The organism is Argonema galeatum A003/A1, from assembly GCF_023333595.1.
GTDB classification, from domain to species: domain Bacteria; phylum Cyanobacteriota; class Cyanobacteriia; order Cyanobacteriales; family Aerosakkonemataceae; genus Argonema; species Argonema galeatum.
Genome location: NZ_JAIQZM010000029.1, coordinates 23,910 through 46,307, shown reverse-complemented (window position 1 = coordinate 46,307; position 22,398 = coordinate 23,910). Strand labels below are relative to the sequence as shown.

General features: G+C 43.0%; 15 protein-coding genes and 1 CRISPR repeat array (1 of these 16 cut by a window edge). Of the genes, 11 read left to right on the top strand and 4 right to left on the bottom strand.

Translation table 11 applies throughout. The features are described from left to right. A CRISPR array of direct repeats spans positions 1–937; the repeat unit is 37 nt; unit sequence CTGGAAATCGACTAAAATCCCTTTCAGGGATTGAAAC; it reaches 1,925 nt to the left of the window's first position. 33 nt (positions 938–970) lie between these two features. The 3 genes from LAY41_RS24090 to LAY41_RS24080 all read left to right on the top strand — a co-directional run bounded on the left by LAY41_RS24090 (position 971) and on the right by LAY41_RS24080 (position 4,987). Beyond that, positions 971–1,201 carry a hypothetical protein gene (locus LAY41_RS24090; protein WP_249103600.1) on the top strand — a complete coding sequence of 77 codons (231 nt, stop codon included), beginning with the start codon at positions 971–973 and terminating at the stop codon, positions 1,199–1,201. 135 nt (positions 1,202–1,336) lie between these two features. Beyond that, complete coding sequence (locus LAY41_RS24085; protein WP_249103599.1) at positions 1,337–1,624, top strand: hypothetical protein; 288 nt, start codon at positions 1,337–1,339, stop codon at positions 1,622–1,624. Between the two features lie 54 nt (positions 1,625–1,678). Continuing rightward, positions 1,679–4,987, top strand: coding sequence for a type 2 lanthipeptide synthetase LanM family protein (locus LAY41_RS24080; protein WP_249103597.1), 3,309 nt, complete (start codon positions 1,679–1,681; stop codon positions 4,985–4,987). 68 nt (positions 4,988–5,055) lie between these two features. On the opposite strand, the gene LAY41_RS24075 is transcribed toward LAY41_RS24080, so the two are convergent. Beyond that, positions 5,056–5,760, bottom strand: a complete 705-nt coding sequence (locus LAY41_RS24075) for a hypothetical protein (protein ID WP_249103595.1) — start codon at positions 5,758–5,760, stop codon at positions 5,056–5,058. Positions 5,761–6,051: 291 nt separating this feature from the next. Next, positions 6,052–8,622: a CHASE2 domain-containing protein gene (locus tag LAY41_RS24070; protein WP_249103593.1), complete on the bottom strand. Its 2,571-nt coding sequence runs from the start codon at positions 8,620–8,622 to the stop codon at positions 6,052–6,054. A 397-nt stretch (positions 8,623–9,019) separates the two neighbouring features. Between LAY41_RS24070 and LAY41_RS24065 the strand changes: the two genes are divergently transcribed. Next, entirely contained in the window at positions 9,020–9,781 is a 762-nt protein-coding gene (locus tag LAY41_RS24065) for a DUF928 domain-containing protein (protein WP_249103591.1), read from the top strand. 11 nt (positions 9,782–9,792) lie between these two features. On the opposite strand, the gene LAY41_RS24060 is transcribed toward LAY41_RS24065, so the two are convergent. Continuing rightward, positions 9,793–12,690 carry an NHLP bacteriocin export ABC transporter permease/ATPase subunit gene (locus LAY41_RS24060; protein ID WP_249103589.1) on the bottom strand — a complete coding sequence of 966 codons (2,898 nt, stop codon included), beginning with the start codon at positions 12,688–12,690 and terminating at the stop codon, positions 9,793–9,795. 376 nt (positions 12,691–13,066) lie between these two features. Between LAY41_RS24060 and LAY41_RS24055 the strand changes: the two genes are divergently transcribed. From LAY41_RS24055 to LAY41_RS24025, 7 genes are all read left to right on the top strand, one after another. Then, positions 13,067–13,351 carry a cinnamycin family lantibiotic gene (locus LAY41_RS24055; RefSeq protein ID WP_249103587.1) on the top strand — a complete coding sequence of 95 codons (285 nt, stop codon included), beginning with the start codon at positions 13,067–13,069 and terminating at the stop codon, positions 13,349–13,351. Between the two features lie 207 nt (positions 13,352–13,558). After that, complete coding sequence (locus LAY41_RS24050; RefSeq protein WP_249103585.1) at positions 13,559–16,804, top strand: type 2 lanthipeptide synthetase LanM family protein; 3,246 nt, start codon at positions 13,559–13,561, stop codon at positions 16,802–16,804. A gap of 102 nt (positions 16,805–16,906) precedes the next feature. Continuing rightward, complete coding sequence (locus LAY41_RS24045) at positions 16,907–17,632, top strand: Het-C domain-containing protein (protein ID WP_249103583.1); 726 nt, start codon at positions 16,907–16,909, stop codon at positions 17,630–17,632. 38 nt (positions 17,633–17,670) lie between these two features. Beyond that, positions 17,671–18,594, top strand: a complete 924-nt coding sequence (locus LAY41_RS24040; protein WP_249103581.1) for a Nif11-like leader peptide family natural product precursor — start codon at positions 17,671–17,673, stop codon at positions 18,592–18,594. 159 nt (positions 18,595–18,753) lie between these two features. Continuing rightward, positions 18,754–19,014 (top strand): hypothetical protein, encoded by a 261-nt coding sequence (locus LAY41_RS24035; RefSeq protein ID WP_249103579.1) that lies wholly within the window; start codon positions 18,754–18,756, stop codon positions 19,012–19,014. A 274-nt stretch (positions 19,015–19,288) separates the two neighbouring features. Next, the gene (locus LAY41_RS24030) at positions 19,289–19,663 is read left to right on the top strand and encodes a DurN family substrate-assisted peptide maturase (RefSeq protein ID WP_249103578.1); all 375 of its coding nucleotides are present in this window, start codon (positions 19,289–19,291) and stop codon (positions 19,661–19,663) included. A gap of 202 nt (positions 19,664–19,865) precedes the next feature. Beyond that, positions 19,866–20,588, top strand: a complete 723-nt coding sequence (locus LAY41_RS24025) for a hypothetical protein (RefSeq protein ID WP_249103577.1) — start codon at positions 19,866–19,868, stop codon at positions 20,586–20,588. Positions 20,589–20,698: 110 nt separating this feature from the next. Here the strand turns inward: LAY41_RS24025 and LAY41_RS24020 are convergent, their stop codons facing one another. Next, positions 20,699–22,387: an ABC transporter ATP-binding protein/permease gene (locus LAY41_RS24020; protein ID WP_249103576.1), complete on the bottom strand. Its 1,689-nt coding sequence runs from the start codon at positions 22,385–22,387 to the stop codon at positions 20,699–20,701. Positions 22,388–22,398 lie beyond the last annotated feature (11 nt).

Below are 22,398 nucleotides of genomic sequence, written 5' to 3'. Positions count from 1 at the left end.
CAGTTGCATGAAGCTCCTCTAATTTTTTCTTGATTCCTGGAAATCGACTAAAATCCCTTTCAGGGATTGAAACAGATCCAGGAATTAATGATCCAGGAATTAATGACTGGAAATCGACTAAAATCCCTTTCAGGGATTGAAACAGTATGGCCACAATCTTCTCTTCACTTTCCCTGAGCTGGAAATCGACTAAAATCCCTTTCAGGGATTGAAACTGATTTTGCCCATCCATCTCCGGCGCATCCGCCAGCTGGAAATCGACTAAAATCCCTTTCAGGGATTGAAACCGAGCAAGGATTTGAGGCGACCTTGACAGAGAATAACTGGAAATCGACTAAAATCCCTTTCAGGGATTGAAACGGATATTTCGGGGATGCTGACTACGGCTTGCCTGCTGGAAATCGACTAAAATCCCTTTCAGGGATTGAAACGCAAATTTGGATTGTTGACGAAGCTGAAGATTTGCTGGAAATCGACTAAAATCCCTTTCAGGGATTGAAACCAGCAGCTTCAATTAGCCGCTTCTCAGCAACGGATCTGGAAATCGACTAAAATCCCTTTCAGGGATTGAAACTTCGTAAATCCTAAGTAAGCTCCAATTACCAGCCCTGGAAATCGACTAAAATCCCTTTCAGGGATTGAAACATCCTCTGCTGGTTTTTCATCCAACCTTACAGACGCTGGAAATCGACTAAAATCCCTTTCAGGGATTGAAACGTACCAGCTTTGATACAGAACAATGTCAAAGTTTACGCTGGAAATCGACTAAAATCCCTTTCAGGGATTGAAACGATTTCGACGCTGAGTTGCCACTCGAAACCTCCAACTGGAAATCGACTAAAATCCCTTTCAGGGATTGAAACTACAAGCGGCGGGATGGAACACCTATTGCCGGGAGCGCTGGAAATCGACTAAAATCCCTTTCAGGGATTGAAACTTTTCATCAACCACTAAATAACTAAGAGCCACAATGTTAAGAGAAAATATAGCAACTATTGTTAAAATTTTAGAATCTCTACCTGATTCACAACAAGAACGAATTATTGAGCATTTACGAGAATACATTGCTGATTCTCAAGATGAATGGCGGTGGAATCAATCTTTTCAGAAAACCCAAAGTAAACTGGTAGAAGCAGCTAGACAAGCAAAACAACAAATTGCTCAAGGACAAGGGCAGTCGATGGACTACGATCAATTATGAAGTCTGCTACTTTACCGTCCTTTTGGTCAGAATATCATGTTCTTCCTTGAGAAATTCGCCAAGTTGCACGAAGTTTTTTTGGTTAAATTAGAGATTAGGTAAATGTGGAATGTCAATGGATTGTAGTAAATATCAATGACCCAAACACCAAAACAACAACGACTAGACCGTATCGAACGAATACTCGACAATATGGCGACTAACCTGATTAACGAACGGGATGCGCGTTTGGCCCAGAGAGAAGACTTAGAAGAGTTCTACCAGACGGTTCGCCGGTGGGCAGAATCCACAGATAGCGCTATCAACAGGCTGGTAGAAAACGCAGAAGCAGATAGAGCTGCCATTAGGGAGATGCAGGCTGAGGTCACCCAGGTTTGGCAGTACCTGCTTTCTCAACGACCCAATGGCTCTAGCGGCGGGTAGCTAAGCAATTCATGAACCATCTAAAATCCCTTTCAGGGATGGAAACTTGAAATTATGGTAATAACTCAGTTTACTCTAGCACAAATAGTCGCCCAAGCTAGCTCTCTATCAGAACGTCTGAGGATCGAATCACTGACCCCTGATGTTACACAAGTTAACGAAGCGCAGAGGGCCGATCGCATTCTGACGCGATGGTGTGAGGTGGTAGCCCAAGGAAATTGGGAGAAGTTTCAGAAACGGTTGCTGTGGGATGGTTTGGAAGTGGCTCAAGTAAGTCGGGTTTTGCGATCGCATCCTACTATAGGCGATCGCACTTTGCCAACATGGGCAGAAACCTTAAAGCAAATTATACAAACCGCCCACTCGTTTGTCAATCACCAACCACAAAAAACAAATCAGCCATTACCCATTGATAAAAACAACCCTATACTATTTGCAGAAATTTTACTACCCGCCCTCTTAGTTGCGCGACAGAAACTATTAACTCGTCTCGGTTTTACCTCATTATCTCCAGACAATCTCCCCTTAGAACTGCTCTCGGAATCAGCCTACCTAACTCTAGAACGCAGCTTACTCGATCAACTTCTCAATCTCAGCGGCAAAACCCTCGAATATGAATTCACCCGTTATCGTCCGCTAGGGCAAACTATTCTTAATGTTTTGGCACAATCATCAACAGATAAGGCTCAAATCAAAGTTCAGTATGAAGCTTTCGTGCAGAAACTTTTGCAAGATGGGCTATTGACTTTTTTCCAAACATATCCAGTACTCGGTCGATTAATGGCAGTTGCCATTGATTTTTGGGGAGAAGCAACAGCCGCGTTTTTGCAAAGCCTAAAAGCCGATCTCTTAGAAATTAAGAAAATATTTCAACCACAACAGAGGAACGAAGAAAAATTACGAATTACTAATGATGAATTGGGAAAAGTAATTGAAATTAAGTCTTCTCTCTCCGATCCTCACAATGGCGGCACAAGCGTGATTGCGATTACCTTTGAGTGCGGACTGAAGCTTGTTTACAAACCCAAAGACTTAGGTGCAGAAGCAGCTTATACTCAGTTTTTAGGCTGGTGCGATCGGCAGGATATACCTTTACCATTCAAAGTTTTAAAAGTATGCGATCGCAAAACTTATGGTTGGGTTGAATATGTAGAACATCTACCCTGTGAAAATGAAGCAGCAGCACAACGTTTTTATCACCGAGCCGGAATGTTGCTGTGTCTCCTATATGCACTTAGAGTAGTTGATTGTCATAGAGAAAATCTAATTGCCAACGGCGAACATTTGGTGCTAATTGACATGGAAACTTTGATGCACCAAGAGGTAAATCTTATTGCTGAATTACCAGAAGCAACAGCAGCAGAAGCATCTGTAACCTTACAGTTTTCCGAATCCGTACTACGCACAGGATTATTACCGCGTTGGGAATTTGCCAAAAATAATCGCCTTGCCTACGATGTTAGCGCTCTCGGCGGTATTGACGAACAGTTAATCGCAAAAGAGCAAAATCAGGACAAAGTACCCAATACCCAAAATCCAGTCCCCACGAATGTTCCAACCTTAAATGGGATTCCCCTTTCGCCCAATGACTATCTCGACAAAATTGTGTCTGGTTTTGAACAAATGTATCGATTTTTAATCGAGCGGCGAGAAGTTCTCCTAGCACAAGATAGTCCTTTGGCGGCGCTAAAAAATAAGCGATCGCGCTTTATTTTTCGGGCTACAAGGATTTATTGGACAATTCTACAAAAAATTCAATCTCCCAAATTTCTTCGGGATGGAGTCGATCGCAGCATCGAACTAGACATCCTCTCCCGTGCTTTTCTCGTCGCTCCCAAAAAGCCTGATTCGTGGCCAATTTTTAATGCAGAATTGAAAGCTATGGAGCAGTTAGATATTCCCTATTTTGCCGCATATCCTAACAGCAATAACCTCACAATTGGTTTACAAAAACCAATCGAACATTACTTTCAAGAACCCAGTTATCAGCAAGTTTTAACTCAGATACAAACCTTGAATGAAAAAGATTTAGCTCAACAAATCGAGATTATAAAAGGCTCTTTTTATGCGAGGTTAGTGCCAAATAAAAAAAGCGATCGCATTACCAATATAGCTGACTTCGGACAAATTCAGCCCCTCAGCAGCCAACAATTACTAGAAGAAGCGACGCGCATAGCCACAGAAATTCAGAAACGGGCAATCTGGGGTAATGATGGTAGTGTCAAATGGATTAGCTTTGCCTATATTCCCAATGCCGAACGGTTTCAAATGATGCCTTTACCTGAAGATTTTTATAACGGCAATTGCGGCATTGCTTTATTTTTGGCAGCATTGGATTATGTCAAAGGCAATCACCAATTTCGGGATTTAATTTTAGGAGCTTTACAGTCAATTCGCAAATTTTTGCGAACCGCAGATTTTGAGTCTACACGCCGATTTGTGCGCTGTGGAATTGGCGGTGCAACGGGGCTAGGTTCGATGATTTACACATTAGTTAGAACAAGTCATTTCCTGGGAGAAGCGTCACTTTTAGAAGATGCTTTGGGAATTGCTAATCTGATTACCGCAGAACTAATTACAAGCGATCGACAATTTGATACTCTTGGCGGTTCCGCTGGTGCAATATTAGGATTATTGGCACTATATGCTAAAATAAAAGAGCCAAAAGTTTTAGAACGCGCTATAATTTGCGGTCAGCATTTGCTAGAGCATCAAATTAGCATTAATGGTGCTACGAAAGCTTGGAAAATTTTGGGTAAGAAGGCGTATACGGGTTTCTCTCACGGTGCGGCGGGTATTGCTTATGCGCTGCTGCGACTCTATGCTGTGACGCAAAACAAAGCTTATTTAGAAGCAGCTTGTGAAGGCATTGCTTATGAGCAGAGCGTTTTTTCTCCTGTAGCCGCCAACTGGCCAGATTTACGAGATTTTGCTCAACAAAACGGTCAACCTGGGTTTATGGTGAGTTGGTGTCATGGAGCTGCGGGGATTGGTTTGGCGCGAATGGGTGGCTTGTCAATTTTAGCAACAGATCAAATATATCAAGATGTGGAAATTGCTTTGCAGACTACGCAAAAGCATAGTTTGCATGATGCGGACTGCGTATGCTGCGGTAACTTTGGCCGCATAGAGATGCTGTTAGTGGCTGCCCAAAAATTATCTCGTTCCGAATTACGAGAAGCTGCGGAAAAAAGAGCGGCTTGGGGAGTGCTACGTGCAGAACAAGTAGGTGGATATCAGTTTCCCAATTTACCTAATTCTGTATTTAGTCCCAGTTTCTTTCAAGGAACTTCTGGTATTGGCTACGAGTTGCTTCGGTTGGCGCATTCAGAAGTGCTACCTTCTCTATTGTTATGGGAATAGAGAGCGACAATATTGCCAAAAACATTTTAGTGAAACCCTTGGATCTTGTCGTAAATAAAAAAAGCTTTTCAACAACCGCCAGGACATGGATTAATGCAGGTAATATTTGTAGTAGGAAATGAGTCAATTTTTTCAGTGCTTAAATTCGCCCGCCACGCTTGCCTCACTTTTGTGTACAAATCCCGATCTTCAAATCCCTGAATTTGGACAATAGCCAAAATTTGCGGGTCTGCTTTCCTTGTTAACTCGCAGTTACTATTTAACATTTCTTCTGGGCGAAGTTTTGGTAATACCCGAACATCTAAAATTGCCTGAACAGCTTGGCCAGAACCATCGGGCTTTTTCTGCATTCGCAATTCTTTTTCTAAGATTAATATACCCCCAAAAGCCGTTTTTTCGACTTCTGGATCGATCCAAGTAATTGCGTATTGACAAGTAGGTTCGCCTAAACACTTACCTGTTTTGTACCAACTTGGCAGGGATTGAGAACTGGAAGTAGGCTGAAGTCTTTGTTGGACTAATTGCAAATAGATAGCAACGGCTTTACTTTTATAAGCATTTGCGGGATTTCTCTGTTGGGTAAATAAATTAGCAGCTCTTTGCAAATCTGCGATCGCCCCTCGGTAATCTTCTCTCTGGGTCTTACTTACACCTTGGTTATAAAAATCTTCGGCCCTAGTTTGGGCTACTTGTTGGGCATAAGGTGCGGTAGTAATTCCGCCCACTAATATTGCAATTCCTAAAATTGAGCTTCCTCGTTGTAAATAATTCATGATTTTAGACTTTGTACTTTTTGTTACTGGACTGGCACTCTAGCTTCTACTCCCTAGCTATAAATTGTAGGGGCGGGTTTTGTCATGGTTCCGATCGGTTAGCCACAAATTAAGTAGGTGGTCGTAAATAAACTGAACATCCAGAAACCCGGTTTCTCCAAGAAACCGGGTTTCTGTGGCCCGCAGTTTTACGTTTAATTATACCCACCTACTTATCTGCTAAACCCGCCCCTACTTTCGCTATGAAGAAAATCATCTTATTGTACCTCATTCGCCTACAAGCCACTGTCATCACCACTGCGGTTGTGAAGCCAGAAACGCTGTTGCTGCCTCGCTATTCATTGGCTTAGAAAAGAAATAGCCCTGTCCGTATTCGCATTGCAGTGCGCGAAGCCTTTCCATTTGTGGTGCTGTTTCTACACCTTCGGCAACTACGTTCATGCTTAAGTTATGACTGAGCATGACAATAGTTTGGACGATCGCAGCATCTTCGCTAGTATTATCCATGCGGCTGACAAAGGAACGATCGACTTTCAATGTATCTACAGGAAAGCGGTGTAGATAACTCAAAGATGAATAACCAGTACCAAAATCGTCGATGCTAAATCGCAGGTTTAATGCTTTAAGGCGCAAGATGATGGCAATGGTGGATTCAACATCGTTCATTGCCATACTTTCTGTGATTTCTAGTTTCACACTATGACCGTCCAGTCCTGTTTCCTTGAGAATTTTTTCAATTTGTTCGACTAAATCCGGTTGGGAAAACTGTTGACCGGAAAGGTTAACGCTCATCATTAGGGGTGGCTGCATGGGAAATAGTTTTTGCCAAATATGCAACTGACGGCAAGACTCCTGCAATATCCACTTACCGAGAGGTACGATCGATCCAGTTTCTTCCGCCACGGGAATAAACTCTGCTGGAGAAATGAATTTGCCTTCGGGGGACTGCCAGCGCATCAGTGCTTCAAAACCTGCTATCTTACCTGTGGCTAGGGATACGATCGGCTGGTAGTTGACTAGAAATTCGTGGTTCTTTCCCTGTGTCATAGAAGCAACAGCCCGACGCAAGTCAGTCTCCAACTGCAAGCGCGTGACTATTTGGGTGTGCATCCCCGTAGAGAAAACTTCATAGCGTGCTTTGCCTAATGCTTTAGCGCGATACATCGCTGTGTGGGCATCTCGCAGCAGTTCTTCTGGTTGATGGTGATGACCGATCTGATTAAAAGCAAGGCCAAAGCTGGCTGTTGTGAAGATTTCTTGCCCTTTTAGGTTAAATGGCAAAGTCAGTTCCCTTTGCAATCGATCGGCTACAACTGTTGCCTGATTGACATCGATAATGGCTTCAAGCAGGATGGCAAATTCGTCTCCCCCAATCCGCGCTACTGTATCTGTAGAACGCAGAGATGCTTTTAACCTTTGGGTGACGGCAAGTAACATTCGATCGCCAAATTGATGTCCGAGACTTTCATTGACAAACTTAAAGCGATCGAGATCCAGAAAGATGACGGCAAATAAAAAGTTATCGTGCCCTTTGGTACGAGCAATTGCTTTGTCTACCTCCTTCAGGAATAAAGTTCGGTTTGGTAGACTTGTTAAGGAATCGTAAAAAGCATGATGAAATAACTGATAAGTCACCATACTGCCGCCTGTGATTACTAATGCCAGTGCAGGCGCTATGAAGGGCACCCATCCTGCCTGTAGAAAACAAGCGAAGCAAATTCCAAATAATCCTGCTATGGCTACAGTTCCGGCTATTCCCAGGGATAAGGGATGCCGAAGACGCCACGCCAGCATTCCCCCTACCAGCGACCAACCCCACACCCATAAGGCTTCGGCCCATTGGGGCCAAAACCAAAACAGAGGTTTAGCATCTAGTACGGCGCTCAGGATTTGGCTTACCATCTGAGCATGGACTAACACGCCGGGTGTAAGGGCTTTTTTGCGATCGGCTGGATTGTAGGGAGTGAAGAACAAATCTTTTCCACTCGGTGCTGTGGTGCCGATCAGCACTACTTTGTCTTTCACTAAATTGCGATCGATCTCGCCGTTCAAAACTTGTGTCAGCGTGACCTGGGGCGCTACTTTCCTACGCCGATAGTTTACCAGTATTTGGTAACCTTGGGCGTCAATATTTTGATACCCGCCTGAATTGGCATCCAAGGCTATAAAAGCTGTTTTGCCCAATTGGAGAGCGTTACGATTAGCTTTCAAGGCAATCTTGGCATCTTTCAAATAGCTGAGGCTCAACCGTAGAGAAAATGAATAAAGTTTGTGAGCTTGTATAGAAGTATACATAAAATTCCGGCGTATTACTCCATCCGGATCGAGAACAAAGTCATTAAAACCAGTTTGTTCTTTTGGAACGCCGGGAGGTGGCGGGACACCTGTGCTATCGGTATCGCCCAGCTGGTAGATTGCGATCGCATTTGGCGCTTGAAGTTGCTTAACCAGTTCTGCATGACCTGGTGGGCGGGGTAAATCGCGATGTATATCTAAACCAATGACTTTAGGTTGATAAGATTGTAGCTTTGATAACAGTTTAGCGACAGTGCGATCGGAAAGAGGCCATTGTTTTTGGGCTTGGATATCTGCTTCTGTAACTTCGACTACCAAAATTCGCGGATCTGGCGGGTCTTCCGGTTTTAACTGGGTCATCCGATCGAATTCCATCAGTTCCAGAGGTTGTAAAACTTCAACTTGCCTAACTCCTAGCACCAAACCCGCAACCAGTATGCTGCTAATCAAAACTGGTTGTTGCAAGATCAGGGCTGCTACGTGACAGATTTTGGCTCTAGCACGCTGGTTTGTCTTTGTCATTGCAGGCAACAGCCAATTATTTTTCCAAGAAAGCTTAGCTGTCATAAAGGTGGAGCATTAATTACTACTAAACATAGCTTTAAAAAAGGGCAGGCGACTTATACTATTTTTGCACACCGATCCCAGTTTATTGCCATGAAGGCTTTGGTCTTGTAAAATCAAAGTGGGAAAAGCTCATCTATCTAAAGTGGGAAAAAATTAAGCTACTCTAACTTAGAGTAAGCTTTACAGAGTAAGTGTTCGCAATTTCTTAAGGTTTACTTTATGAAATCTTTAAATATAATAAAAACCCACTTTTCCCACCTTGAAAAATTAAAAAAATTTTAAATTTTTAAGTCTTAAGACTGATATGTTGGCAATAAAACAAATATAGGTAGTTTTACCGAAGTCATTGCCTTGATTACAGGTTTATACTAAGCTTTAAAGACTTGGTTTATCATGTATGTCTAAAATACTCTTGTATAAGGCTATTGCAGCCATCGGTTTGACATCTACACTCACCTTGCTTTCCTACGGCTGGCCAAATCATGTGCTGGCACAAGACTCCTCTCAAGAGAGAATGGGTATTCCAGGACGAAGAGTTGGGGGTGGCACTCGCGGGCCAGAACAGGGTTTCAGTGAAAAACCTCTAGTTGCGCTGGTTCCAGAAAATAACCAGAGCTTAACTGTAGCCCAAACGCCGACATTCTTTTTCTATGTTCCTAAAACGCAGACTTCACAAATGGTGGAGTTTGTACTGAGTGATGAAAATGACCAGCCGATCTACGAAACAAAGTTCGCGACTAATGGCGATTCCGGCGTGATTGGTGTCAGCCTTCCTGCTGACAGTAAAATAAAATCCCTAGAAATAGGGAAGACTTACCGTTGGTATTTTGCCATTATTCCTAACTCTGGCGATCGCACCGCTGATATCCACGTGGATGGTTCGATTAAACGAGTCAACCCCGACGAGACTATCGCCAGTCAGTTAAAAAATTCAGATCCCTTAGACCGTGCTGCTGTTTATGCAAGCAATAACTTCTGGTCTGATGCTATTGCAATCGTAGCTGGGTTACGTCGAGCCAATCCTAATGATGGAGCTGTAGCAGCTAAATGGGCAGAGCTATTAAAAACTCTTAAGTTGGACAACATTGCCCAAGAACCTGTAGTTGAATATCGAGTCTCAACGCAGCAACAGCCTGTTCTACAATCAGAGGTTAGATAAACAAGTACAACTCACTCTAACTGTCGTGCTACCAGTCGGGCAAATAGTCCAGGCTGCTTAATCAGTTCATCAAAAGAACCCACCTGCAAAACCCGACCCCCTTCGATCGCGTAGATTCGGTCTGCGTGACGGATAGTGCTGATGCGGTGGGCAATGACTATTCTGGTAGCATTCAACTTTTCTAAACTTTCAGTGACGATCGCTTGCGTGCGGTTATCCAAAAAGCTAGTTGCTTCATCCAGTAAGATGATTTGCGGTTTGAGGACGAGCGATCGCGCAATTAAAAGCCGCTGTCGCTGACCCCCAGAAAGATTAGTGCCGCCCTCACTCACCACAGTATACATCCCCATCGGCATTTGCTGGATATCTTCGGCCAAACCAGCCATCCGCGCCGCTGACCACGCTTCATCCACCGATACTAATGCCCCGCCGGTGATGTTATCAAAAATCGAGCCTTGCATCATTCGACCGTTTTGCAGCACAACTCCCAACTGTCGCCTTACCGCCTGGAAATCCAATCCAGCTAAATCTTGAGAGTCGTAATATATTTTCCCGCTCTGGGGAGTCTCAAAACCCAATAACAATCGAAAAATCGTTGATTTTCCACTGCCTGATGGGCCTACAATCGCCACAAATTCTCCCGGTTCCGCGTAAATACTGACGCGATCGAGGATCGGTGGCCCATCCTCCCGATAGCGGAAGACCGCATTATCTAAAACTACATGACCCTTCAGAGAACCTGGATCGGCTTTGTCTTCATCAGATTCTAACTTACCCCGCAAAATTGGCTGCGCCCGCTCCCATAAAGGCGTAATTTCTATAATATTAATCAGCGTATTACTCAGAGAAGTTACGCCCCCAAAAAATGTTCCAAAAGCAGAACTGAAAGCCAAAAAAGTGCCTAGAGTCAAATTGCCTTCCCCGGCTTGTGTACTCTGAATTGCGGCAAATCCAAACCAATAAAGCAAAATAGAACTGGTTAATGAAAGTAATTCATTAAAAACAGAAACAATATCATTAATTCGGATAATTTCTAGATTAAGTTGATTTTGTTCGCTGTACTTTTTCGCCCAAGTCGCAAACGCCCGTTCTTCCGCCACCGCTACTCGCAGTTTCGGCACGCCGTTAATCAGTTGTACAGTTAGCCCCTGAATTTCCCCACCGAGTGTCTCTTGTCGCCGCTGTTTGCGTAACAATATGAAACTAGAAATTATTGTTAAAATAACAGCTACAAAAGTAACCGCCAATCCCACTAGAGTTAGCGGTACGCTATAGATAAACATCAGTCCTAGATTTAGCAGAGAAAATATTCCTGTCAACAAAGTGCGTTGAGTTGCACCGCTGACAATGCTATATATCTGAGTGACGGACATAATCCGCACCAACAGATCGCCCGTTGTGAATTGGCGAATTAAAGACGGACTCAATCTCAGCATTCTGTCCCAAATAGCAGTTTGTAATGTCAGATTAATCCCATTAGAAACACGCAGAGCAATTAAACCTTGATACAGGTTAAATATTGTCTTGCCAAAGGATACAGCTAACAGTCCAAGCGCAATTTGTAACAACAGCAGGCGATCGCCGTTAGGGATAGCGTTATTAATTAAAATCGCCGTTGCTTGGGGCGTTGCCATTCCTAGCAGCGTTCCGATAATTCCCACTGCCATCAGTTTTAGCGTGTCTATTTCATAACCTTTAATCCCAAAGCGGAACACCTCAAAAGCCTTGTCGATCGCTTGTGGAAAAGGCCGATAAAACATATAAGCTGTTGGTGCTAGAGTGGATGCGATCGCATCATTTACTAGCGTCCGAGTACGCAATTCTGGGTCAAATAATACATAGCGATAACCTTTGCCTTTATCGATTAACAAAGCGACTGGACGATTATCTTGGGTAAACGCCAACAAAGGGCCATGTTCTTGTCGCCACCAATCACCAACTAGCAGTACTCGACGAGTACGAATTCGGGAAGATATAGCCAACGCTTCTACTGGATCTCTGAGAGATAATTTTTCCGATTGTGCTGGCGATCGAATTGTTATCCCCACAGCCCTAGCCACTGCCCCAGCAGCGATTAGCAGCGGCGTTTCTTCAGAAAACAAGGTATCTGGTTGTCGCTTTAAAGCAGAAGCTAACGAGTCTAAAGCACCTTCGGTTACCTGAAGATTTAGCTGCTGTAATTGCTGAAACTGCTGAAATTCTGCCTCTGTTTTCTGTTCGTATGCTGTATGGAGATGCCAGCAGAAATTAGCATGAAACAATGCTAAACTGCTTGTTAATTTTTCGATATTTTCTATTGTATAGATATAAACTTCAAGTGGTTTAATTGCCTCGAACCACGTCAAAGCAGCGAGAGGAAAACTTGGAGAATTTTGATCTAGGATTAATTCTTCCTTCCCCATCCAAGCAGCACTGCCTTTAGTCACGCGAACCCAGGTTACTGTTTTGGAAGATGCCTGTAGTATTTGCCCTTTAGATAATTGCTTGTTAGCCAAAGCTGACACTGGCACTTTTGCGCCAGGGGTTGATATAGCCAGGGCAGCAATCAGTTGACTTAAATGTTTTATCCAGTTTTCCAATAAATAAATTACTTCTAGATCGACTGTTGCTACTTGTGCGGCAACATCTGCAATATCTAATTGTAAAAGTTCGGTTTCTTCAATTGCAACTGCCAGAATTTTATAGGTCGTTTTGAGTTTTTCTGACTCAGCAATGCCAAACAATGCTTCGCCTGCACTTACACTAAATAAATAGCGGCGATCGCCTATCGGTTCTCCCGCCTCAACTCTGGTGGCAAACAGCGCCAGCGTCCCAGACTGAACTACCCAAACCTTCTGGGAGTCATCCAGCAGTAGAGGTGCGTTTCCTTTGATTTTATGGACCGATCGAATCAGGCTTGGATTAGTCATTTTCTTCTCATTATTGACAACGGCAACTCAAGCCTTTCAGATCTTCTATCGTTAAGTTCTTTTGCCATTATTGTGATATAGCAACCGCCAAGGCGGTTAAGCCATTCTGAATTCCTGAAACCCTTGATTCTAAACCCTTCTTCCCCTAGCCCCTAGCCCCTAGCCCCTAGCCCCTAGCTATATGTCACTAAAGGATTGTTGGGGCATATCCGGCTGTGAGTACAGTAAAACTGATGAATGATGGTAAAAGTTATTATATTATTTTATGGCGATAACTGTTTAGGCATTGTTGTGTTATTCTTTTTTATTATAGATATCATCATGATATCTAAATACTGAAAAGACTCTCGCAAATTCAGTCTAAGGAGCGAAGTTTATGTCCGTGACTTTACAAACAAAACCCTCAATAGAATACTTGGAACAGCTACTACAGATGGCTGCCATTGATGCCGATTTCTCCACTGAGCTTCGGAATCATCCAGAAGCATTTGGTATAAATGTAGACATGGAGTTTTCCCTACCGATGTCAGTCCAGAAGCAGGACGAATCCTTCGTGGAGTTGTTAAACGATGCTTTAGGGCAACTTGACATCATGGCACAGTGTGCATCTACCTGTAGCGCAGGACCCCTGACCATCGTCTGTGATGGAACAACCAAGTAAATTGGTTGAGTAATCCAAAAGGTTAATTTGATTAGCCTAAAGCAATCACCTGGCTAGCAGTACAGGGCGCTTGTGTTCCTAGCCAGGTTTCAAGAAAAACCGTTGGTGTCAGAAAGATAGCTGAAAAGTTGACCGAGACGCAAAAAAATTGGAAAATATCTCGGTTCTAAATTTAGATATTAGACTGCAACTTGGTATGAGATGACTATGCCCAATGATTCTTTTTTTATCAAATTAGCGTGCCGTGCTAGCAACCTAACAGAGCGGAGTATAATCGTCCAAAAACTATCTCAAAGCAAGACACAGGCGGGATGGAAAACACCTCTGAGTCCTCTGGATAACTGGAACATAAAGAAATTAACAAGTAAATTAGCTGTACAGCCAGTTAAGGAAGCTTTTGAGAAAGGAACCATTAGTCAATCGCTCATAGATGATTTACAAAAGCTGCTCACTGACTATAAATTAGCTGAACGAAATTTAGACAATTTATCTGATTCAGACAAATTAGTTTTCATCGAACTTCATCGTCAATGGTTGCAAGTGTACCAAGCAGCAACGGCAACCTTGGATTTACCACAAGACAAATTTTGCCAAAGTGAGTGGTACAAAAAAGAAATTTACTACGGAAAATTTGCTAAAGTTTGCGAACCGTTTTTGCGATTGTTGCACAAAACTTTGCAACCTTTTTGCGATGCAGTCGATGCATCTGGCGACAATTGTCAGATTCATCAGCAGGTAGTGACTGATATTGAGCTTTACTTGCTGAATCGGTTTGATATGCACCTAGCCTGGGCGCTGGAAGCTAATATCAATATTTACTGCTCTCAAAACAAGATTGACAAATCAACTGATAATCCTGATGCCTATATTGCCTATCTGGAAAAAACCTTTCATACCCAGGAGGATTATCATCGTTTTTATTGTCAGTTTCCCATGCTGGGACGTTGGTTAGCACAAATCACCTTTTTTGTGTGCCATCAGGGGGAAGAACTGTTGCAACGTTTGAGTTGCGATCGCCACCAACTGAGTGCGACTTTCTTTGAAGGTAAAACTATTTCAGCGATTAAATCCTTAAAATTAGGCAACTCTGATTATCATGGCGGTGGTAAGAGTGTCGTGATTGTGGAACTTGAACTGAACAATTGCGAACCCGCCACTATTGTTTACAAGCCTCGCTGTGTTGAATCGGAAGCAGCGATGCAAGGTTTGCTAGAACATTTTATTCAGCATCAAATTGTTGAGTTTGCGACTTATAAAGTTCTTTGTAAAGAGGACTATGGCTATGCTGAGTTTATCCCCTCAGAAAAAAATTATGTCGATAGCAAGCAAGCCGTTGAGCGATTCTACCAGCAACTTGGGGGATTTTTAGGTATTTTCCATGTCCTCGGCGGGGGCGATCTCCATCATGAAAACATTCTGGCAACTGATGGTAACGCTTTTATATGTGACTGTGAAACAGTTTTAGAAGCGGTTCCTCACGGCATGGATAAATCACTCGGAACAGTCTTTGATTCAGTGTTTAAGACTGCCATGTTGGAATGGCCTCGTGATGATGCTGATGATGGCAAACAGATGAGGATTAGCGGCTACAGTGGTGGCGAATCTTACGAACTCTCCTATACCGTCCCTAAGGTGAACGACCATCGGATGTCATTCGCCGTGGGAATCGAACATCAAGGCGGGGTACGGATTGAAGTTGAAGCCACCAATCGCATTTATTACAAAGGTCAGCTTGTACAACCCCAGGATTATAAAAACGAAATTGTGGAGGGGTTTAACCGAGTTTATGAGTGGTTTCAACAAAACCCACAGCAGGCACAAGCGCTCATCACAGACTTGTTCTCATCCTCCTCGGTGCGCTTTTTAAATTGGGGAACACAGGCATATGCTAAATTAATCATTGCTGCGCGACATCCAAAATGTCTTTCCGAACCACTGGAAGTAGATTTGCTTTTCAATACTTTAAAAGAACACCATCGGCAGTGGGACGAGGACGGAGAGTTGGCACAGATGGAACTAGCAGCAATGTGGCAATTAGATATCCCCATCTTTACTACCAAAGCCGCCAATAGCCAAGATTTGATTGCTAACTATCAACAAACACTGCCTAATATAGTAGCAATTACACCTGTGGATAACGCCTGCCGACGGATTCAGAAGTTGTCTACAGAAAACCGAATCATCCAAAATCAGTATATTTATACCAGTTTATCTCCTGAAGAAATTAATAGCCCCTATTTCATTGCCTCAGCTGTTAACTATGCTCAACAGATTGGCTGGCAATTGTGTGAACTGCTCCAACCTGACACCAGTAAGGCTCCGTGGCAAACCTGCGACTATACCGCCACTGGCAAACGCCTTGTGGATATCAGCGCCGATCTCTACGATGGCTCTGCTGGAATCTGCCTATTTTTGGCTTATTTAGATGCTATTCAACCACAACCAGAATTTCGCCAAGCCGCAGAGCGAGCCTTGTCATACGCCATAGAGCAACGCGATACTACGTTTGTTGGAGCTTATAAAGGGACAGGGGGGTTGATTTACTTATTGACCCACCTAGCTCAACTGTGGAACCGACCAGCACTGCTTGATCTGGCGGTAGAGTTGAGTGATGAAGTTAAAGCCAGAATTCATCAAGACCAATACTTTGATATTCTTCATGGCGTCGCCGGACTCATTCCCGTGATGCTAAATTTGGCAGCAGCGACTGACGGTAAAGGAATAGATTGTGCTGTGCTGTGCGCTGAACACCTGCTTGCGGAGGCAACTCGCAGAGGTGATACCTTGAGTTGGCGTGGTGGACGACCAGAACTAGCGCGAGACAATCTAACCGGATTTTCTCATGGGGGTAGTGGCATCGGTTGGGCGCTGATTTTGCTAGGTTCCCACCTCAATCAGCCGAAGTACATTACAGCAGCTCGTCAAGCGTTTGCCTATGAAGCCAATCACTTCGATCGACAACAGCACGATTGGTATGATTTACGCAAATCCGTGATTACATCAGAAGACCCAAACCAGAAACATTTTGCTAACGCTTGGTGCAACGGTGCAGCCGGAATCGGTTTGAGCCGGATTGCGAGTTGGGCAGCTTTAGGAAAAACTGATGACGATATATTGCGCGATGCTTACATGGCGCTCAATGCAACTGTGCGTAATTTTAGCAAACTTGGTAATGATTCGTTATGTCACGGCAAAGCGGGTAATGCTGAACTATTCCTGCGGGTTGCCAAGCTCAGGGACGAACCTTACTTACAGATGGAAGCCAATGTGGTTGCACAGGCGCAGTGGCGTAATTTTGAGAAGGCGCGAACCTGGATTTGCGGAGCGAATACGAACGATATTTTCCCTGATTTGATGCTTGGAATCGCAGGGATTGGAATGCACTTTTTGCGGCTAGCTTATCCAGATCGCGTCCCTTCACCGCTACTACTTGACCCACCTTCACAGGTATAGGAGCATACTCTCAAAATGTACAGGAGTCTAAAAATAGCCAAAGAAAAAATGATAAAAAACTTGATTTTTGTCTGCTGGTTATCTCTAATATTTATAATAGGAATGCCATCTCCAGCATTAGCTTTTAAGCAGCCAATTCACTTGGAAATCACCAAAGAGGTGTTCCGTGATTTCCAAGTGATTGCGAGCGGTGAAACTTTCAAATTTACTGATTATGCTATCAACCAAATTTTGGATGCAAATTATCATACAGACGATCTCCCCAATCAGTTTAATAGTGAGATGCATTTTGACGACGAAGACTTTCCGGGTGGTAGTAAACGGGTCATGGATCTCAAAGACCAAGTCATTAGCAAAGTGACCTCGGATTCTCCTCAAGCTACCTCAGCCCGTAACAATTTAGGGACTGCCTTACATACTGTCCAAGACTTTTATGCTCATAGCAACTGGGTAGAACTCGGTCATAGCAGCCCGAATATCAACACCAAAATAGGACGAGAAATATTCTCCGGAGCAGACGCAAACACCTCAACCTGTCCCAAAGATCCAGGGACTTTAGGTGGTGCGGGCTTAAGTCAACTAACTTCTGGATATTTCATCATCGATTTGGAATCCAAGATCTGTGGCGTTCCTCCAGGAAAGTGTCGTCATGGTTTCCTCACATGCCCTAGTGGACTCAACAAAGACGATGACAGTCGCCCTGGATTTTCTACAGCACGAGCCTTAGCTGTAAATGCTACCAAGGATTACCTCGAACAGATTTTCAGCGATTCTCGCCTAGCAGGTAATGTTAATGCCATCAAACTTTTGATGCGAATTCAGAACTAATTAATCAACAATTTATTGAACAATTTTTTGAGGTAGTAATGTCAAAAGAAGCTGTAATTAACTTCTATGAAGCCATCTTTAATTCATCAGAATTGCAACAGGAAATTAAAGCAATCACACGTCCGGAAGAACTAACTAAATTAGGAGCAAGGAACGGCTACTATTTTACGTTAGAAGATATCACCCAAGCAGATACTGCTTCTACTCTAAAAAATAACAAGTCGCTTTTCCGCACAAACTCTTCTGATGCTGACGTTAGCAATAATTTTCCCCAATTTTATCATTATGAGTTTGAATTCTCGGAGATTCCGGGGTTTGAGGAAATAGCCCAAGAATTTGAAAAACTCAAAATCAAGCCCAGTACGGTGGATTTGAATTTGTATGAACAAAACTTTCGGGAAGAAGATTTTAAGTCTACATATGTCTCCCCAGCTTCACCGGGATTTAAGCAGTTGTATGAAGAATTACAAAATTCCTATTTAGATGTCCCCGAACCTAAACCTGAATATGCATGGCGTCCATTTCACTTAATTAACTTGGACGCTTATGTAGAGCATCCGCTTTATGAAGATTATTTTCGGACAAAAGTGAAGCTGCTCAAGCTCCTAGAAGATTTTTTTGCAACTGATGTGAGGTTTTCTGGAAGCTTATGGTATCCCCCAAACTCCTATAGATTGTGGCATACCAACGAAACCCAACCTGGTTGGCGAATGTATCTGGTTGATTTTGACTATTTTGAACCTAATGACGAGGGAGAAGCATTTTTCCGCTACATGAATCCCAAAACTAAAGAGTTAGTTACCCTTGAAGAAAAGCGAAAAGTAGTCAGATTTTTTAAAATCGAAAACGAGCCAAGCAAATTATTTTGGCATTGCATTGCTAATACTACAAAATCAAATAGGTGGAGTTTGGGATTTCAAGTTTCTGGTAAATGGATGGAAAAATTATTACCAACTTATTAAATAGAAACCTTCAGGAATAAAAAATGAAAAATATTCCAGAGGTAGAGGGATAAATCACCGCATAAGTGTTAAATTTATATAGTAGTGGCAAGCGGTGAGAAGATGCAGTAGATATTGTCACTACTTTATATTTGTCCTGAACTAACAAGGGAAAAAACAATGAACGTGACAATTAAGCCGATGCTCCGAGCAATTCTAGCAGTGTTGTTTGCTGTTGTCTTAGCTGGCGGTTTGCAGGTGGGAACTGTAAACGCTAAAGAAATGAAACCGCCGCAGCCCACATCGCCAACACAACAACCAACAATAATGCCCACATCGCCAACAATAATGCCCACATCGCCAACAATGATGCCAACAGTTTCTCCAGAATTCTATGAGCAACTGCAAAAGGAGGCGAAGGAGGCAAACAAAGCAAAGTAAGCGAACTAGAGAAAGTGGAAATTGAAGCTCCCACACCTTTTAGGATGTTTTTGCTCAATTCAGATGAGGTAAAACTCCCATAAGCTCCTTCCCAGGCTAGAGCCTGAGAAGGCTTTACTAGAAGGCTGCTGCCTTTGTAATAAATTTTGGAAGGTAGCAGCCCCCATGACTGGCGCTCCCATTTCTAGGGTAGGAACGAGAACAATAAAAGTATGGCCTTTTACCGTCAAATAATCAGCAGCGACAAAAGAAACCAAGAGGCGAGAAAAAAGTTATGAATACAGGCGAGAAAAAAGATACGTCGTTTAGAGGTCTGGATCGAGATGAAATCCGACAAATACAGATGTTAATGTTCCTGTGTTTGTGTCTCTCACCCCAAAGTAAGCTACGTCAGTTGTTGGAAATGGCGTTAGCAATTCCTGAAACTGAAACAATGGCTAAGGCTCAGGCGACTCAGTGTGATGATGTGAGCGTGGATGGTCTGTTTAACTGGTTGAATGTGGTGTTTGGGCAAGGAGATATGACAGAGCCGGAAAAGCAATTGCTGGAGTGGCAGAACGATCAAACCAATATGGTACCCGCTATTGATGAACTTAAGACGATAGAAAGTAAGCTAGGTTTTAAGATTAGTATCCAGAAAAACACTTAGGGGATTTCCATCCAAGAATGTCCCAGGTTTAGTACCGTAGTGCGAGCGAGACGCTCGCGACGCGGGCAAGATGCCCGTCCTACGTTGGGTAATTTATTTCACGGAAATCGCCTTAATTCACAACAGCATCCCTATGATTTTCTAGGTTTTTTGGTGAGTCATTGCGACGTAACTGCTTTTAGTAAGAAAAAGGAGGGCTTGCATGGGTAAAAATTTATTAACGTATTCTCCTATCGCTCCATGTGAGTGGCAATCGGTGTTGGCAGCTTACGAGGCTTCTGCGCCTTACAATTATGCAGTAATGGATGATTTCCTCGAACCTGATGTTTGCAAGCAGCTTCATCAAGAGTTATTGACTCACCCAGGATGGCGCTACCAGGATAAAACGGGGCAACCTGTCGTAAGCAATATGGGGCCTAGTATCGAGACAATTTTTGCGATCGCGCAATCCCTCAAAGTGCAATGCCCCTCTCTGTTCTCTGAGTATGAGTTGATTGAGCATTGGGCGCTCATGTACCCTAAGAATGCTTCTGGGAAGGTACACTCCGACATTGGGGCTTTAACCTTAAACCTCTGGCTGACGCCAGAGCAGTACAACTTAGACTCCTCTGGGGGTGGTCTGATTTTTTTTGATGTCAAACGTGAGTCCGAACCTCCGCCTGGTATGCCTTTGTCATATCTTTGGTCAGAGGAGTATATGAAAGATCATACCAAAGGTCAAAAGGTCAGCGTCAGTTACAAATCTAATCGCGCACTGTTGTTTGCAGCGAGTACCTTTCATCAAACTGATGCTTTTCGCTTTGCGAATACGAAACCGGAGTCTCACCGAATCAATCTTTCTTTAGCATTCGATAATCCTACGGTTTATCGTGAGCGTACTCGCTCATTGAAAGAAGCATTTACCAATAGCAGTAATGGAGAATAGGATTGATAGTTGGTAGTTGATAGTTGGTAGTTGATAGTTGATAGTTGATAGTTGATAGTTGATAGTTGTTGATTGATGGTTGGTAGTTGCTAACCACTAACCACTAACCACTAACCACTAAGTTTCCACCTTCCATTCTCTAGCAGTTCTAGTAATAAATGGTGGTACTTCACTAAAGTCGGACGATGCCCGACGCTAATGTAGGTCGTTCCGGTTTTCATAAGATGTTGGTACAGATTTTCCTCGTTTTTGATATCTAAAGCGCTAGTAGCTTCATCGAGGATGGCATAACGAGGTCTAGTAATAAAGAGACGGGCAAAAGCAACCCGCTGTTGTTCTCCCAAGGAAAGGACATCAGACCAATCTTGTTCTACATCTAAACTACCGAATCTCTCAACTAAGTTTGGCAAGCCGACTTGTTCGAGAACACGACGTAGTTGATCGTCATTGAGTTGACTTTCATTACTCGGATAAATTAGCTGATTGCGTAGTGTACCTAAAATCATGTAGGGGCGCTGGGGCAGAAACAGCATTTCACTAAGATTAGGGCGGACGATCGTCCCCGTACCTGAATTCCATAAGCCTGCGATCGCCCGCAACAGCGAACTTTTACCACAGCCACTCACCCCCATTACCAGTAGTCCTTGTCCTGATTGCAGTTCTAAAGATAGATTGTTAACCAGGGTTCTTAAATAGTTAGGGGTTTGCAGCGTCAGCTGCTTAATAGCCAAGCGGGAGTCTTCGACCGTATCGATCGTCGGTATATGGACTGTTATTCTGTTTTTAGCTTTATTTTGTTGTTCGAGGTACTGGTTAAAGGTGTACAATCGGTCGATTCCAGCCACGAATCCAGTCAAAGACTCAAATCGATAAACAATAAAATTCAAGGCGTTGAAAACACTCATAAAAGCACCTATAGACTCAGAAACTTTACCAATTTCCATGTCTCCTGCCAGAATCTTAGGAGCCAGAATTATTGCTGGAAGCAGGACGGGAAGAAATTGATAAAGATGGGTTAGTAAACCCAAATTAAACTCCCGTAATATAAGGCGATTAAAATTTTCAAATACCTCATTAAATAACTTATTGGCATAGCTTGACTCTTGTACTTCCCCACGATAAAAAGCTATTGACTCAGAGTTTTCGCGGATTCTGAGCAAACTAAAGCGGAAATTGGCTTCTTTTTTAAGCTGTTCAAAACGCAGTCTAACTAATGGTTTACCAAAAATTACAATTACTATTACAGTACCGAGCAATATATAAGCTACAATTAATAAGACCAGAGGTTTATAAATATTCCAGAGAACCCCACTAAAAGCAATTAGTTGAAGCCCTCCTTGAATGAGCGATATAAAAAAACCTAAAGCATTTTGAGTAAAACCTTTGATGTCTTCAGAAATCCGCTGATCTGGATTGTCAATTTCTTTATTTGAACTCAGGTAGTAAAATCCACGATTTTTTAAATATTTATCTAGAAAATAACTCGTCGTCCACCGCCGCCAGAAAATCCCTAGCTTATTCACTAAATAACCGTATCCAGCATAAAGTGGAACATAAACCACTAGAACCTCTAGAAAAACGAGTACAGCTTGCCAGAACCTCTGCGAGTCTTGTTTGGATAGGGCGGAAATTAAATTGCCCTGTTGCTCGTTCAATATTACGCTCAAGGCTGTGTAGCCTAATAGCAACAACCCTATAAGCAGCAGTAGACCAAATGCACCTATTTTCTCATCTCCAAGCCAGTAAAGTTTGGCGATGGCCCAAAACTGCTTCAGTGGCTTCAAATTTAATCGATTCATTTTTAATTTTT